Annotated in this window: 16 protein-coding genes; 13 read left to right on the top strand and 3 right to left on the bottom strand. The window is 71.0% G+C overall.

Going from position 1 to position 13,085, the window contains the following annotated elements; genetic code table 11:
* Positions 1-292: 292 nt before the first annotated feature.
* The 5 genes from GXW79_RS14030 to GXW79_RS14010 are packed head-to-tail and all read left to right on the top strand — an operon-like array spanning position 293 to position 3,217.
* Positions 293-1,411, top strand: coding sequence for a flagellar basal body P-ring protein FlgI (locus GXW79_RS14030; protein WP_456315834.1), 1,119 nt, complete (start codon positions 293-295; stop codon positions 1,409-1,411).
* Positions 1,411-1,734 carry a rod-binding protein gene (locus tag GXW79_RS14025; RefSeq protein ID WP_211875027.1) on the top strand — a complete coding sequence of 108 codons (324 nt, stop codon included), beginning with the start codon at positions 1,411-1,413 and terminating at the stop codon, positions 1,732-1,734. The genes GXW79_RS14030 and GXW79_RS14025 overlap by 1 nt, the downstream gene beginning before the upstream one ends.
* Positions 1,731-2,135, top strand: a complete 405-nt coding sequence (locus GXW79_RS14020) for a hypothetical protein (protein WP_211875026.1) — start codon at positions 1,731-1,733, stop codon at positions 2,133-2,135. The genes GXW79_RS14025 and GXW79_RS14020 overlap by 4 nt, the downstream gene beginning before the upstream one ends.
* Before the next feature lie 42 nt (positions 2,136-2,177).
* A complete protein-coding gene (locus GXW79_RS14015; protein ID WP_211875025.1) occupies positions 2,178-2,705 on the top strand; it encodes a permease in 528 nt (175 codons plus the stop codon).
* Entirely contained in the window at positions 2,702-3,217 is a 516-nt protein-coding gene (locus tag GXW79_RS14010) for a permease (protein ID WP_211875024.1), read from the top strand. Before GXW79_RS14015 ends, GXW79_RS14010 begins: the two co-directional genes overlap by 4 nt.
* Here GXW79_RS14010 and GXW79_RS14005 read toward each other — a convergent pair whose 3' ends face one another.
* The gene (locus tag GXW79_RS14005; RefSeq protein ID WP_246503993.1) at positions 3,218-4,003 is read right to left on the bottom strand and encodes an EAL domain-containing protein; all 786 of its coding nucleotides are present in this window, start codon (positions 4,001-4,003) and stop codon (positions 3,218-3,220) included.
* 230 nt (positions 4,004-4,233) lie between these two features.
* Between GXW79_RS14005 and GXW79_RS14000 the strand changes: the two genes are divergently transcribed.
* From GXW79_RS14000 to otnC, 8 genes are read left to right on the top strand one after another with little or no spacing between them, the layout of a single operon-like run.
* Positions 4,234-4,989 (top strand): RibD family protein, encoded by a 756-nt coding sequence (locus tag GXW79_RS14000; RefSeq protein WP_211875023.1) that lies wholly within the window; start codon positions 4,234-4,236, stop codon positions 4,987-4,989.
* The gene (locus GXW79_RS13995) at positions 4,986-5,957 is read left to right on the top strand and encodes a zinc-dependent alcohol dehydrogenase (RefSeq protein WP_211875022.1); all 972 of its coding nucleotides are present in this window, start codon (positions 4,986-4,988) and stop codon (positions 5,955-5,957) included. The genes GXW79_RS14000 and GXW79_RS13995 overlap by 4 nt, the downstream gene beginning before the upstream one ends.
* 11 nt (positions 5,958-5,968) lie before the next feature.
* Positions 5,969-6,385 carry a 6-pyruvoyl trahydropterin synthase family protein gene (locus tag GXW79_RS13990; RefSeq protein WP_211875021.1) on the top strand — a complete coding sequence of 139 codons (417 nt, stop codon included), beginning with the start codon at positions 5,969-5,971 and terminating at the stop codon, positions 6,383-6,385.
* 8 nt (positions 6,386-6,393) lie between these two features.
* Positions 6,394-7,434, top strand: a complete 1,041-nt coding sequence (locus tag GXW79_RS13985; protein ID WP_211875020.1) for a glycosyltransferase family 4 protein — start codon at positions 6,394-6,396, stop codon at positions 7,432-7,434.
* On the top strand, positions 7,431-8,306 hold the full coding sequence (locus tag GXW79_RS13980; RefSeq protein ID WP_211875019.1) for a class I SAM-dependent methyltransferase: 876 nt from the start codon (positions 7,431-7,433) through the stop codon (positions 8,304-8,306). Before GXW79_RS13985 ends, GXW79_RS13980 begins: the two co-directional genes overlap by 4 nt.
* 32 nt (positions 8,307-8,338) lie before the next feature.
* A complete protein-coding gene (locus GXW79_RS13975) occupies positions 8,339-8,809 on the top strand; it encodes a cupin domain-containing protein (RefSeq protein ID WP_246503992.1) in 471 nt (156 codons plus the stop codon).
* Between the two features lie 11 nt (positions 8,810-8,820).
* Positions 8,821-10,080, top strand: coding sequence for a 3-oxo-tetronate kinase (gene otnK / locus GXW79_RS13970; RefSeq protein WP_211875018.1), 1,260 nt, complete (start codon positions 8,821-8,823; stop codon positions 10,078-10,080).
* On the top strand, positions 10,073-10,699 hold the full coding sequence (otnC, locus tag GXW79_RS13965; protein ID WP_211875017.1) for a 3-oxo-tetronate 4-phosphate decarboxylase: 627 nt from the start codon (positions 10,073-10,075) through the stop codon (positions 10,697-10,699). Before otnK ends, otnC begins: the two co-directional genes overlap by 8 nt.
* Before the next feature lie 54 nt (positions 10,700-10,753).
* On the opposite strand, the gene crtD is transcribed toward otnC, so the two are convergent.
* Both crtD and GXW79_RS13955 read right to left on the bottom strand, forming a co-directional pair.
* Complete coding sequence (crtD, locus tag GXW79_RS13960; protein ID WP_211875016.1) at positions 10,754-12,235, bottom strand: 1-hydroxycarotenoid 3,4-desaturase CrtD; 1,482 nt, start codon at positions 12,233-12,235, stop codon at positions 10,754-10,756.
* 2 nt (positions 12,236-12,237) lie between these two features.
* Positions 12,238-12,984: a hypothetical protein gene (locus tag GXW79_RS13955; RefSeq protein ID WP_211875015.1), complete on the bottom strand. Its 747-nt coding sequence runs from the start codon at positions 12,982-12,984 to the stop codon at positions 12,238-12,240.
* Positions 12,985-13,085: the final 101 nt, after the last annotated feature.

Raw genomic sequence — 13,085 nt, 5'->3', positions numbered from 1 at the left:
GGCCCGGCCGCCTCCGCGCCGTGGTCCGCGGAGGCCAGGCGAAAGCCGCCCCCGCCGCGCGCCGTGCGCTGCGCCGCCGGTGCCGCGGGTGCACCGCTCACGCTCCTGATGCCGCTCATCGCCTTGCCCTCCTGCCTCGCCTGCCGCGACGCGGCAGCTGGTGCCGCCGCCCGGCGTAAATTGCCGGGCGAGCGGGCCGGAAACGCGCCGCCGTGCTGGCCCAATGCTGGCACGAACTTCGCACTTCCCGTCCCGAGCCGTGGTTCACCACAAGCCCGCACGGAGCGTGACCTTGCCCGCAAAACCTTATTCGAAGGTGAAGCTGTTCGCGGCCTGCCTGCTTGGGCTGGCGCTCGCCACCCAGGCCTTGGCGCAGGTCCGCATCAAGGACATCGCCGATGTCGAGGGCGTGCGCGACAACCAGCTCGTCGGCTACGGCCTGGTGGTGGGATTGAACGGCACCGGCGACCGGTTGCGCAACGCCATCTTCACCCGCCAGTCGCTGGTGGGGATGCTCGAGCGCCTGGGCGTCAACACCCGCGACAACGAGGCGCGGCTCGAGACGCGCAACATCGCCGCGGTGATGGTCACGACCAACCTGCCCGCCTTCGCCCGTCCCGGCAGCCGCATCGACGTGTCCGTCTCGGCGCTGGGCGATGCGCAGAACCTGCAAGGCGGTGTGCTGATCGTCACCCCTCTGCTGGGTGCGGATGGCGAGGTCTATGCCGTGGCCCAGGGCGCGGTCGCGACGGGCGCCATCGCCGCGCGCGGCGCCGGCGCCTCGGTCAGCCGCGGGGTGCCGACCTCGGGGCGGATTTCCTCGGGGGCGATCGTCGAGCGCGCGATCCCCTTCCAGCTCGCCGGGCGAGACCGCGTGCGCCTCGCGCTGCGCAATCCGGATTTCACCACCGCCCGGCGGATCGCCGCCGCCATCAATGCCCGGGTGCGGGCGGATGTCGCGGTGGCCTCCGACCCGCGCACCGTCACGGTGGCCCTGGGTGGCCGCGACGCGATGGGCTTCATCACCGATATCGAGCAGTTGCGGGTCGAACCCGACCAGCCGGCGCGGGTGGTGATCGAGGAAGCCTCGGGTACCATCGTCATGGGCGCGAATGTGCGCGTCTCCACCGTGGCAATTGCCCAGGGCAACCTCACCATCCGCATCACCGAGACGCCGCAGGTGAGCCAGCCCGGCCCGCTCTCCAACGGCGAGACGGTGGTGACCCCGCGCACCCAGATCGAGATCGACGACCAGCGCGAGCGCCGCGTGGGTGTGCTGCCGGGATCGGTCACCCTGCAGGAGCTGGTGCGCGGGCTGAACAGCCTGGGCGTGGGCCCGCGCGACCTCATCACCATTCTGCAGACCATCAAGGCCGCGGGTGCGCTCCAGGCCGAGCTGGAGCTGCGCTGATGCCCGGACCCGCCGCCCCCGCGACCCCGCCCGTCGCCACCGCCGTGACGCAGCCGCGGGCGTCCGCGAACCATGCGCGGCTGCGCGAGACGGCGCGGCAATTCGAGGCCCAGATGCTCGGCCAGATGCTGCAGCCCATCTTCGCCACCACCGACGCCTCCCGCTCCCGCTTCGGCGGTGGCGCGGGGGAGGCGCAATGGCGCCCGATGATGGTCGATGCCTATGCCCAGGCCGCCTCCCGTCGCGGCGGTTTTGGCATCGCCGACGCCGTCTATCGCCACATGCTGCGCGTCCAAGACGCAGGAAGGACACTGCCCCGATGATCGATATCCTCATCACCGCCGGCAAGCGCCTGGCCGAGGCGCTGCACGCGGAGAACGAAGCCCTCGCGAAGCTCGACCTCGGCATCGCCGGCGAACTCGCGGGGGCGAAGATGCGCGCATCGGACGCCTTCGCCGCGGCGGCCGAGAGCTGCCGGCGCCTGGGCCTGGGCGACGGGCCGCGCGACGCGGCGCTGGCCGAGGCCCTGGCCGGCCACCTGGCCGACCTCGGCGCGGAGAACCGGCGATTGCTCGCTCGCGCCATCCAGCTGCAATCGCGGGTGATCGAGACCATCGCCGGCGCGGCCCTGCCCCATGCCGAAACGTTGCCGGGCTATTCGGGGCTCGCGCCGCGCCCCATCGCGCGCAAGCCGCCGGCGCTGGTGGTGACCGAGCGCGTCTGACGCGAGCTTGCCGCGGGCGGCGCCGCGGCGCAGCTTGCGCGCGTGCCAGCCATCCTTCGCCAGAACCTCGCCTTCATCCTGCTGCTGGCCATCGGGATCGCCGCCGCCGTCGCAACCTATGCGCTGCGCGGCGAGGCCGCCTTCCGCCATGCGCTGGAGAGCGCGGGCAGCACCTTCGTGTTCATCCTGCCCTCCATCGTCGGCGGGCTTCTGCTGGCCGGCGCGCTGAAGCAGCTCGTCCCGGCCGGGGCACTCGCCAAATGGATGGGGGCGGAGGCCGGGGTGCGCGGCCTGGTTATCGCCACGCTGGCGGGCATGGCGACGCCGGGGGGACCGATGGCGGCCTTCCCGCTGGTGCTGGTCCTCGCCCAGGCGGGGGCGGATCGCGGTGCCTTGGTCGCCTTCATCTTCGCCTGGTCACTGAACGGCTTCCAACGGCTGCTGATCTACGAGGTGCCCCTGCTGGGGACCGAATTCACCCTGATGCGCGTTCTGCTGACCCTGCCGATGCCGATCCTCGCGGGTTGGCTGAGCCGGCTGATCCCGATCCGCTGGCAGCCTCCCGCGTGAGCGCGACGCAGGGCCTGCTCTGGCTGCTGGCGCTGATCGCGCTGGGCCTGTGCCTCAAGCGCAGCGTGAGCATGGCAATCCGTGCCGGGCGGGATGGCGCGCACAGCCTGGTGCGGGTGCTGCCGCTGTTCACCGTGGCCCTGCCGATGGCGGCGTTCCTGGCCGAGCTGGTGCCGGCCGACATCGCCGAGGGCTATCTCGGGCCGGAATCCGGGTTGCGGGGCATCCTGATCGCCTCGGTCGCGGGCGGGTTCATTCCCGGCGGGCCCTTCGTCTCCTTCCCCCTGGTGTTGACCTTCACCAAGGCGGGTGCGGGTGTGCCGCAGATGGCCGCGCTGGTGACCGGCTGGGCAATCTACGGCTTCCACCGTGTGATCGCCTGGGAGGTGCCGGTGCTGGGCTGGCGCTTCGTCGCCATCCGCATGCTGGCGGGCCTGGCGCTGCCGGTGTTGACCGGGCTCGGCGTGTCCTGGCTGCTGCCCTGGTTCCCCGGCGCCCTGGTGCGCCCCTGATCAGCCGGTGATTCCGGGCAGCCGCTCGAAGCCGGGCCGGGCGAAGCGATAGCCCTGCATCAGGGTCACCCCGAGACCGCGCAGGGCCTCCACCTCGGCCTCCGTCTCCACCCCTTCGGCGATCAGCGTGATCGCGAGCGCGCGGGTCATCGCCACCATGGCAGCGACGATGGCGCGCCGGGGGGCCGAGGCCTCGACGCCGCGGATCAGCGCCATGTCCAGCTTGATCACGTCCGGCTGCAGCTCGGCAAGCAGCGCGAGCCCCGCGAAGCCCGCGCCGAAATCATCGAGAGCGGTGACGAAGCCGAAATCGCGATAGGCGGCGATGATGCGCTTGACATGCGCGACATCGAGCATCCGTTCATTCTCGGTGAACTCGAACATCAGCCGGCGATGGTTGAACCCCACCCGCTGCGCGGCCGCGAGCGTGGCGCGAATGCAGGCGCTGGGTTCATAGACTGCATTGGGCAGGAAATTGATCGAGAGCCTGGTCGCCTCGCCGGGCGGGAAAAGCCGCCCCGCCAGCTCCACCGCCTTGATCCGGCAGGACTGGTCGAAAGCGTAGATCGCCTCGCCGCCCACCTGGTCCAGCACGGTCTGCGCCCCCTCTCCGGCCGCGCCGCGCACCAGCGCCTCATAGGCCCAGACCGTGCGGGAGATGACATCCACGATGGGCTGGAAGGCCATGGTGAACGCCACCGCGAACCCGCTGCCGTCGCGACAGGCACCGCACCCATGCAGCGTCTTCGGGCGGGCATTCGTGGGGACAGCGATCGGCGCGTTCATCGGCCTTGCCTGGGTATCATGGGTCAATCCTGGGATGGGCGAGGCAAGACGGCAGGCACTCCCCGATGGCGTGCGCAGATGATGGTGCCGCAGTCTTGCATAGCATCCCAAAAAAAGCGTGAAGCCACGCGGGTGCGCCGAATTGTTCGATACGGTGGCGTCATGGCTACGCTCCGCCCTGACGCCGCGGCGCGATTGCCCCTTCCCGCCGCAACGGGCATATCCCGCCCATGCAGCCCGCACCCGATGCCTGGAGCGCCGTGCTGGCGGCACGCGATGGCGGCGCCGTCGCATCCGGCGCGCTCGCGCCGCTATTCGCGCCCGTCCTGGCAGCGCCCGTCGCTCCCGATGGTTGCCGTGTGATCGGCCGGCTGTGCCAGACGCTCGATGGCCGCATCGCCACGGCCTCGGGCTCCAGCCAATGGATCGGCGGGCCGGGCGACATCGAGCACACCCACCGGCTGCGGGCGCTCTGCCACGCGGTGATCGTGGGTGCGGGCACGGTCGCCGCCGACGACCCGCGCCTGACGACCCGCGAAGTTGCGGGGCCAAACCCGACCCGCATCATCCTCGACCCCGCCGGCCGCCTGCCGCCGAGCCACCAGGTGTTCGGCGATGGGCCGCCCTCGATCCTGGTGACCTGCACCGGCAAGGCGACCCGCCACGGCGAGGCAGCGGTCCTGCGCCTGCCCGCGCCGCTGGACCTCGCCGCCCTGCTCGCCCGCTTCGCGGCGATGGGTCTGACCCGCCTCTTCGTCGAGGGCGGCGGCATCACCGTCTCCCGCTTCCTCGCCGCCGGGTGCCTCGACCGGCTGCACGTCACCATCGCGCCCGTGATCCTCGGCTCCGGCATCCCCGCCTTCACTTTGCCGCAAGCCTCCTGCATTGCGGACGGGCTGCGCGCCTCCTTCCGAGTGTTCCCGATGGACCCCGACATCCTGCTCGACATGCCGCTCGATCGCGCGCGCCCAATGGTGTGCCCGTGATCGCGCGCGCGCTCTGGTCGACAGCCCCCGGCCGCGCCGAGTTGCGCTCGGAAACCCTGCCGGAGCGCGCCCCGGACCAGGCGCTGATCCGCACCCTCATCACCGGCATCAGCCGCGGGACGGAGCGCCTGGTCCTGCAAGGCCGCGTCCCCGAGAGCCAATACCCGGTGATGCGCGCCCCGCTCATGGCCGGCGATTTCCCCTTCCCGGTGAAGTACGGCTACAGCGCCGTCGGCATCATCGAAGCCGGCGCGCGCGAGGGAAGCCGCATCTTCTGCCTGCACCCGCACCAGGACCGCTTCCTCGCCCCCGTCGCCATGTGCATCCCGGTGCCGGACGCCGTGCCGAGCGAACGCGCCGCGCTGGCCGCCAACATGGAAACGGCGGTCAACATCCTCTGGGACGCACGCCCCCTGCCGGGCGAGCGTGTGCTGGTCATCGGCGCCGGCGTGGTGGGCCTGCTCACCGCCTACCTCATCGCGCAGATCCCCGGCACCGAGGTGACCGTCACCGACATCGATCCCTCCCGCCGCGCGCTGACGCAGTCCCTCGGCGCCGCGTTCTCGGCGCCGGAGGACGCGCCCGGCGAGCGCGACCTCATCATTCACGCCTCCGCTGCGCCGGCCGGGCTGCGCCACGCCCTCTCGCTGTGTGCCTTCGAGGCGCGCATCGTCGAGGCCTCCTGGTTCGGGGACCGCGAATGCCCCCTGCCACTGGGCGAGGCCTTCCACGCCAAACGCCTGTCCATCATCTCGACCCAGGTCGGCGCCATCGCGCCCGCCATGCGCAGCCGCCGCACCTATGCCGAACGCCTCGGCCTGGCGCTGTCGCTGCTGGCCGATCCGCGCCTGGACGCCATGATCGGTCCCGAGACCGCTTTCGACGCCCTGCCTGCCGCCTACCCGGCGCTGCTCAGCCCGCCCCTGGGCGCGCCCGCGCCGCTCTGCCCGATCGTCACCTACCGCTAGGATCCGCCACCATGTTCAGCCTCACCGTCGTCGATCACATCATGGTCGCGCACTCCTTCCGCGGCGCGGAGTTCGGTCCTGCCCAGCGCCTGCATGGTGCGACCTTCATCGTGGAGGCGGAGTTTCAGGCCCCCCAGCTGGACCACCTGCACCTGCTGGTCGATATCGGCCTGGCCAAGGATGAACTGCGCAAAATCCTCTCCGCGCTCGACTACCGCAACCTCGATGCCGAACCCGCCTTCGCCGGCAAGAACACCACCACCGAATTCCTCTGCCTGCACATTCACCAGCTGCTCTCCGCGGCTCTGACCACCGGCGTGATGGGCGAGGGCGGCCGGGCCGTCACCGGCATGAAAATCCTGCTGCGCGAGAGCCACGTCGCCTGGGCCGCCTTCGAAGGACCGGTGCAGCCGCTCGCGCAGGCCTGATCCGCGCCATGGATATCGCGCTCCTCGTCCCGGCACCCTTCAGCACGATCTCGGGCGGCTATAATTACGACCGCCGGATCGTCGCCGGCCTCATGGCACTCGGCCATGCGGTGCAGGTGGTGGAACTCGCCGGGCGCCACCCGCTGCCCGACGCCGCCGCCGAGGCCGCCGCGCGCGCCGCGCTGGAGGCCATCCCGGACGGCACGCGCATCATCATCGATGGGCTCGGCCTGCCATCCTTCGCGCTGCTGGCCGATTCTCTCGAAGCGCGTGGTGCCATGGGCCTCATCCACCACCCCACGGCGCTGGAGACCGGCTTTCCCGAGGAGGACCGTGCCGCGCTGCGCGGGCTGGAACAATCGCTGTTCCCGAGCCTCGCGCGCATCATCGCGCCCTCCGCGCTCACCACCCGCCGCCTTACCGAAGACTTCGCCGTCGCCCCCGATAGGCTCGCCATTGTGGAGCCCGGCACAGACCCGGCGCCGCGCGCCACCGGCAGCGGCGGCGAGGGCTGCGCCATCCTCAGCGTCGGCATGCTGGTACCGCGCAAAGGGCATGACGTGCTGCTGCGCGCGCTGGCCCGCCTCACCGATCTCGACTGGCATCTGACCATCGCGGGTGCGGCGCGTGATGCCGTCCATGCGCATGGGCTGACTTCACTCGCGGCCGAACTCGGCATCGAGGCGCGCGTCACCTTTGCCGGCGAATGCGACGCCGCCGCCCTCGACGCGCTCTACGCCACCAGCGACCTCTTCGCGCTCGCCACCCATTGGGAGGGCTATGGCATGGCCGCTGCCGAGGCCATGGCGCGCGGACTCCCGCTCGCAATCACCGCCGGCGGCGCCATCGCGGAAATCGTGGCCCCGGGTGCGGCCGTGATCGTTCAACCCGGCGACCACACCGCGCTGTCCCGCGCCATCCGCCGCGTGATCTACGACCGCGACCTGCGCGCCGACATGGCCGAGGCCTCCTGGCAGGGCGGCCAGTCGCTCCCCCGCTGGCCCGACCGCGCCCAGCAATTCGCCGCCGCCATCGAGGCTGCCCGATGACCGAAACCTTCGACGGCGACTGGCTCGACCTGCGCGAGCCCTTCGACGCCCGCGCCCGAAATCCGGCCCTCGCCTTCGCCCTGGCCGAGGCGCTGCCCGCCCGCCCGCGCATCCTGGACCTCGGCGCGGGGACCGGCGCGCTGCTGCGCTGGCTCGGCCATTTCATCGGCCGCGCCCAGGCCTGGACCCTGGTCGACGCCGACGGCGCCCTGCTCGCCCGCGCCTTCGAGACCATCCGCGAACGTGCCGAGGCGGTAGGGTGGACCGTGACCGCGCCGGATCGCCGCACCCTGCTCGTCCACGCCCCCGGCGGCGCCTGGCGCGTCGAGGGCCTGGTCGCGGATTTGCGCGACGCACCCGACAACCTGCCGCTCGAAAAATTCGACGCCGTGGTCAACACCGCGCTGTGCGACCTCGTCTCCGAGGATTGGATCGCCGACATGGCAAACGCGATTGCGGAGCACGGGCTGCCCTTCTACGCCGCGCTCAACGTCACCGGCCGCGAACGCTTCTCCCCACCCCACCGCGCCGATGCGCTGGTGGCGCGGGGCTTCGCGCGTGACCAGGCGCGCGACAAGGGCTTCGGCGGCATCGCGCTCGGCGCCAAGGCACCAGGCGTCATCGCGGAGAACTTCGCGGCGCACGGATACCGCATCATCCGCGGCGCCAGCCCTTGGGTGGTCAAGCGCCAGGAGGCCGCGATGGCGGCCGCCCTCGCCGAAGGCCACGCGCTGGCCGCGGCGGCATGGGAACGCCGCGGCGAGACCGTCATCGATGGCTGGCTCGCCGACCGCCGCCGCCAGGCGATGGAGGGCCGGTTGACCGCCCATATCGGCCACACCGACATCCTTGCCCTTCCCCCGACCGGCTGAGGGCGCCAGGATCACGGCAGGAGGTGCCGCCCATGCCGCCCAAAATCCTCGCCGCCCGCGACGCCCCGCCGCGCGCCCGCCCCTCCGGCTATCCGGCTGATCTTGTCGCCCCCATGGTCGGGCGCACCAAGCACCCGCTCGGCGATCTCTTTGCGCTGACGAATTTCGGCGTGAACCTCACCCGCCTCGGCCCCGGTGCCGCCTCATCCTTGCGCCACGCCCACGCGCTGCAGGACGAGTTCGTCTACATCCTCGAAGGCACGCCGACGCTGATCACCGATGCCGGCGAGGCGCTGATGGCGCCGGGCGATTGCGCGGGTTTCCCGGCCGGCACCGGCGATGCGCACCACTTGGTCAATCGCAGCGATGCGGATGCCGTCTACCTCGAAATCGGCGACCGCACGAAGGGTGACAGCGCGACCTACCCGGACAATGACCTGGCCGTGCGGATGGCGCCCGACGGCGCCTGGGTCTACAGCCGCAAGGACGGCACGCCGATCTGAAGGAACGTTCCATGCCTTTGCTGCTCGGCTGCATCGCCGACGACTTCACCGGCGCGACGGACCTCGCCAACACGCTGGTCAAGCACGGCATGACCGCGGTGCAGCTCATCGGCGTCCCCATCGGCCCGCTGCCCGAGGCCGACGCCATCATCATCGCGCTGAAGTCCCGCTCCATCCCGGCCGCGGATGCGGTGCGGGAATCGCTCGCAGCACTCGAGGCTCTGCTGGCGGCTGGTGCCAAGCAGATCTTCCACAAATACTGCTCCACCTTCGACAGCACCGATGCCGGCAATATCGGCCCCGTTGCCGATGCGCTGCTGGCGCGCCTGTCCTCCGGCTTCGCCATTGCCTGCCCCGCCTTCCCCACGAACGGCCGCACCATCTTCCAGGGCCACCTCTTCGTGGGCGGCGCACTACTCTCCGAATCGGGCATGGAGAACCATCCCCTCACCCCGATGCGCGACCCGAACCTGGTCCGCGTGCTCTCGCGCCAGACCGAGGGCGGCGTCGGCCTTGTCCCCTTCGCCGTGGTCGAGCAAGGCCCCGTCACCATCCGCCGCGCGCTGACGCGCCTGGCCGAACAGGGTCGCCGCTATGCCATCACCGATGCCGCGACCGATGCACACCTGATGGCGATCGGCGAGGCCTGCGCACCGCACGCGCTGATCACCGGGGGCTCCGGCATCGCCATGGGCATCCCCGAGAATTTCCGCCGCGCCGGCCTGCTCCCCCCCCGTCCCGACGCCGCCGTATTGCCGCAAGCGCGCGGCGCGATGGCCGTCCTCGCCGGCTCCTGTTCGCGCGCAACGCTCGGCCAGATCGGCCTCGCGCGCGACCATGTTCCCGTGCTGGAACTCGATGCCCTCGCCACGCCCGACACCGCCGCCCTAACCGCACAAGCACTGGACTGGGCGGCCGACAAACTCTCCGACACGCGTCCGATCGTGATCGCCGCCTCCGCCAGCCCAGACCGGGTCGAGGCGCTGCAAAAGCAGCTTGGCCGCGACGCCGCCGGCGCGCTCATCGAAACCACGCTCGCCAACATCGCCGAAGCCATCGTCGCGCGCGGCACCGGGCGCCTGCTCGTCGCCGGCGGCGAGACCTCCGGCGCGGTGGTGCTGCGCCTCGGCGTCACCGCGCTGCGCATCGGCCCCGAGATCGACCCCGGCGTGCCCTGGACCTACGCCGAGCCCAACGGCATCCATCTCGCCCTCAAATCCGGCAATTTCGGTGGCCGCGATTTCTTCCTCAAGGCCTTCGCCGATGCATGACGAACGCGAAGCGCGCCTGCTCCTGGCCATGCTCGGCCGCTCCCTGTTCGAGCGCGGCTACTCCGTCGGCTCCGCGGGCAACATCTCCGTCCGCCTGCCCGACGGCTACCTGATGACGCCCACCAACTCCTGCCTCGGCCGCCTCGACCCGGAGCGCATCAGCAAGCTTGCGCCCGACTGGTCCCACCTCTCCGGCGACAAACCCACCAAGGAAGTCTTCCTCCACCGCGCCTTCCTCACCGCGCGGACGGACGCCGGGGCCATCGTGCACCTGCACTCCACCTACGCGACCGCCATCGCCTGCCTGGCCGTGCCCGGCGACGACGCGCCGATCCCGCCGCTCACGCCCTACTTCGTCATGCGCATCGGCCGAACCCTGCCCGTAATCCCCTACTACCGCCCCGGCGACGCCGCGATGGAACCCGCGGTTCATAAGGCCGCCCTCACCGCAAAAGCCCTCCTCCTCGCCAACCATGGGCCGGTCGTGTCGGGCAAAACCCTCACCGACGCCGTGCACGCTGCGGAGGAGCTTGAGGAAAGCGCGAAGCTCGCGCTGCTGCTGCGCGGCGTGCCCGAAACACGGCGCCTCAACGCCGCCCAGGTCGACGAACTGCTTTAGGCAAGGCGGGGGAAAAGAATTTCCCCCGGACCCCCATTCTTTTACTTTTGGCTACTAGGGACCGCTGGAAACGCGCACCGCACCCCGGCGGCCCGCCGCATCTTCCAACAAGCGTGCCGCCGCCAGGCGCCCCGACAGCGCCGCCATCGGCACCCCCGGCCCCGGATGCACCGAACCCCCACACAGATACAGCCCCGGCAAACGCGACACCGCGCCGGGGCGCGTCAGGGTCGACGTCGCCCCATGGCTCGCGCGTCCATACAACGCCCCGGCCGTCGCCGGAAACAACGCGGCAAACTCGGAAGGCGTCGTCGCCACTCCACTGTCCTCCACCACCAGCCCGCACGCGGCGAGCAGCGCCGCGACGCGCGGCGCATACGCCGCCGCCTCGAAGCGCCGCACATCGCCATCGGCTGGCGCATTGATCAGCACCAGCAACCGCTCCGCCATCCCTGCCGCCGGCACCGCGCCAGCACCCCGATCCTGCGCGCAAATGTAGACGGTGGGTGCGCCCGTGATCTCCCTCCGGTCGAAGATCGCGGAAAATTCCGCTGCATAATCCTCGGCAAAGAAGACGTTGTGATGCGACAGCGGAAACCCCCGCGTCGGCGCGTTCACGCACCAGGTCACCGCCGAGAGCGACCGCACACCCCGCGGCCCACCGACCGCCCCCGGCGCGACCGCATCCAGCGCCGCCGCATCGCCGTTGAACACCACCGCATCCGTTGCGATCCGCTCGCCATCGGTCAGCCGCACGCCCACCGCGCGGCCGCCCTCTGCCACCACCTCGGCAACCTCCGCCCCGAAGCGGAACTGCGCGCCCTGCGTCTCACCCAGATCACGCAGCGCCGCGGCCACCCGGCGCATCCCGCCAGCCACCGACCAGACCCCATCCTGCTCGACATGCGCGATCAGCATCAGCGTCGCTGGCGCCAGCCAGGGTGAGGCACCGACATAGGTCGCGTAACGCCCGAACAACTGCCGCAGCCGCACATCGGAAAAATGGTCGCCCAGGGCGCCCCACAGGCTGCGCAGCGGCGCCGTGCGCCACAGATCGCCCAGCCCGGCAAGCCCCACCCGCCGCACCAGCTCCAGCGGCGATGGCCGCTCCGCCGCCATGAAGGGCGCGAGCAGCGTGCGGTGCATCGCCCCACTGCGTGCGACGAAATCGCGGAAGCCCCGCGCTTCCTTCGCCCCGGCGAAGACCCCGATCGCAGCTTCGGATTGCGCGACATCTGCGAACAGATCGAGCCGCCCGCCGGCGCGCCAGGCGTGCCGTGCCAGCACCTCGGCGGGTTGCAGGATCAGGTGATCCTCGATGCGCTGCCCCGCATCCGCGAACAGCCCCTCGAACACCCAGCGCATGGTGAAGACAGTGGGCCCGGCATCGACCGCCGCCCCGGCGACGTCGAGTGCGCGCATCTTGCCGCCCTCGACCGCGGCGCGCTCGAGCACCACCACCTCCGCCCCGCGCCGCGCGAGATCCGCCGCGGCCGCGAGCCCCCCGACCCCCGCCCCCACCACCACCACGCGCATGCTCAGGCCGCCACGCCGAGGCCCGCGTCACGCCGCGCGCGCAACTGCTTCGTCACTTTGCGCTGATGGAAGATGATCATCGAGACGCCCGTCACCAGCGGCACCGCCCACATCAGCGGATTCAACGCCAACTCCGGCAGCAGCCGCACCGACCCGAAGGCGAGGAACGCCGTGTAGACGGAGATCCCCGCGCCGACCAACGCCTTGATGTGCTCCTTCAGCCAGTCGAGCACGCCCGGCTTCGCGCGATACAGATAATGCAAGTTCGTCCACGCCGTCGCGATCCCCACCAGCGACAGCCCGATCAGCAGGTACTGCCCCGACAGCCACCCCTGCAAAGCGCAGTTCAGCGCGGCGACCAGCAACACGCCCTGCAGCGCCAGGTTCAGCGGTGTGCGGTTCGCATCCCGCACGCGCTTGTTGCGCACGCACAGGAACCCATACCAGGCGAGGTTGATCGTCAGGATGCCCATGTGCAGCATCAGCCAGCCGAAGATCGCGCGGATGAACACCGCGTCGAACATCCCCTCCAGATGCGGATGCGTCGCCATCGGATCGACCAGGGTGAGCACGCTCATGCACACCGCGAAGCTGCCGGTCGCCAGCATCGCATAGGTAAAAATCCGCCCCCAGCGCTTGTGGTTCACCCCGCCCTTGCGCCCGATCACCGGCACCCAGAAGGCAAGGGCCCCCGTCGCACCCGTCGCGATATGCGCCGCGACCAGCGCATGGAACACATGCAGTTCCAACCCCGTTTCTCCCCAGCCGCCACGACGCTGCCACTTGACACCGCCGAGTGTAAAGCCGCGCTATAACCCCCAGGAAACGGCGCAAACGCGGACTCTCACCC

It is taken from the genome of Plastoroseomonas arctica (genome assembly GCF_018128965.1).
In the GTDB taxonomy this organism is placed as follows: domain Bacteria; phylum Pseudomonadota; class Alphaproteobacteria; order Acetobacterales; family Acetobacteraceae; genus Plastoroseomonas; species Plastoroseomonas arctica.
Note: the sequence above shows the minus strand (reverse complement) of the source record. Positions and strands in the feature narration are given on the sequence as shown.

Coding starts and splice junctions, on each gene's coding strand:
- GXW79_RS14020 (WP_211875026.1), top strand. CDS start 1,731: ATGATCGATATCCTCATCACCGCCGGCAAGCGCCTGGCCGAGGCGCTG.
- GXW79_RS13990 (WP_211875021.1), top strand. CDS start 5,969: ATGTTCAGCCTCACCGTCGTCGATCACATCATGGTCGCGCACTCCTTC.
- otnK (WP_211875018.1), top strand. CDS start 8,821: ATGCCTTTGCTGCTCGGCTGCATCGCCGACGACTTCACCGGCGCGACG.
- GXW79_RS13985 (WP_211875020.1), top strand. CDS start 6,394: ATGGATATCGCGCTCCTCGTCCCGGCACCCTTCAGCACGATCTCGGGC.
- GXW79_RS13980 (WP_211875019.1), top strand. CDS start 7,431: ATGACCGAAACCTTCGACGGCGACTGGCTCGACCTGCGCGAGCCCTTC.
- GXW79_RS13975 (WP_246503992.1), top strand. CDS start 8,339: ATGCCGCCCAAAATCCTCGCCGCCCGCGACGCCCCGCCGCGCGCCCGC.
- crtD (WP_211875016.1), bottom strand. CDS start 12,235: ATGCGCGTGGTGGTGGTGGGGGCGGGGGTCGGGGGGCTCGCGGCCGCG.
- otnC (WP_211875017.1), top strand. CDS start 10,073: ATGCATGACGAACGCGAAGCGCGCCTGCTCCTGGCCATGCTCGGCCGC.
- GXW79_RS14025 (WP_211875027.1), top strand. CDS start 1,411: ATGCCCGGACCCGCCGCCCCCGCGACCCCGCCCGTCGCCACCGCCGTG.
- GXW79_RS14005 (WP_246503993.1), bottom strand. CDS start 4,003: ATGAACGCGCCGATCGCTGTCCCCACGAATGCCCGCCCGAAGACGCTG.
- GXW79_RS14000 (WP_211875023.1), top strand. CDS start 4,234: ATGCAGCCCGCACCCGATGCCTGGAGCGCCGTGCTGGCGGCACGCGAT.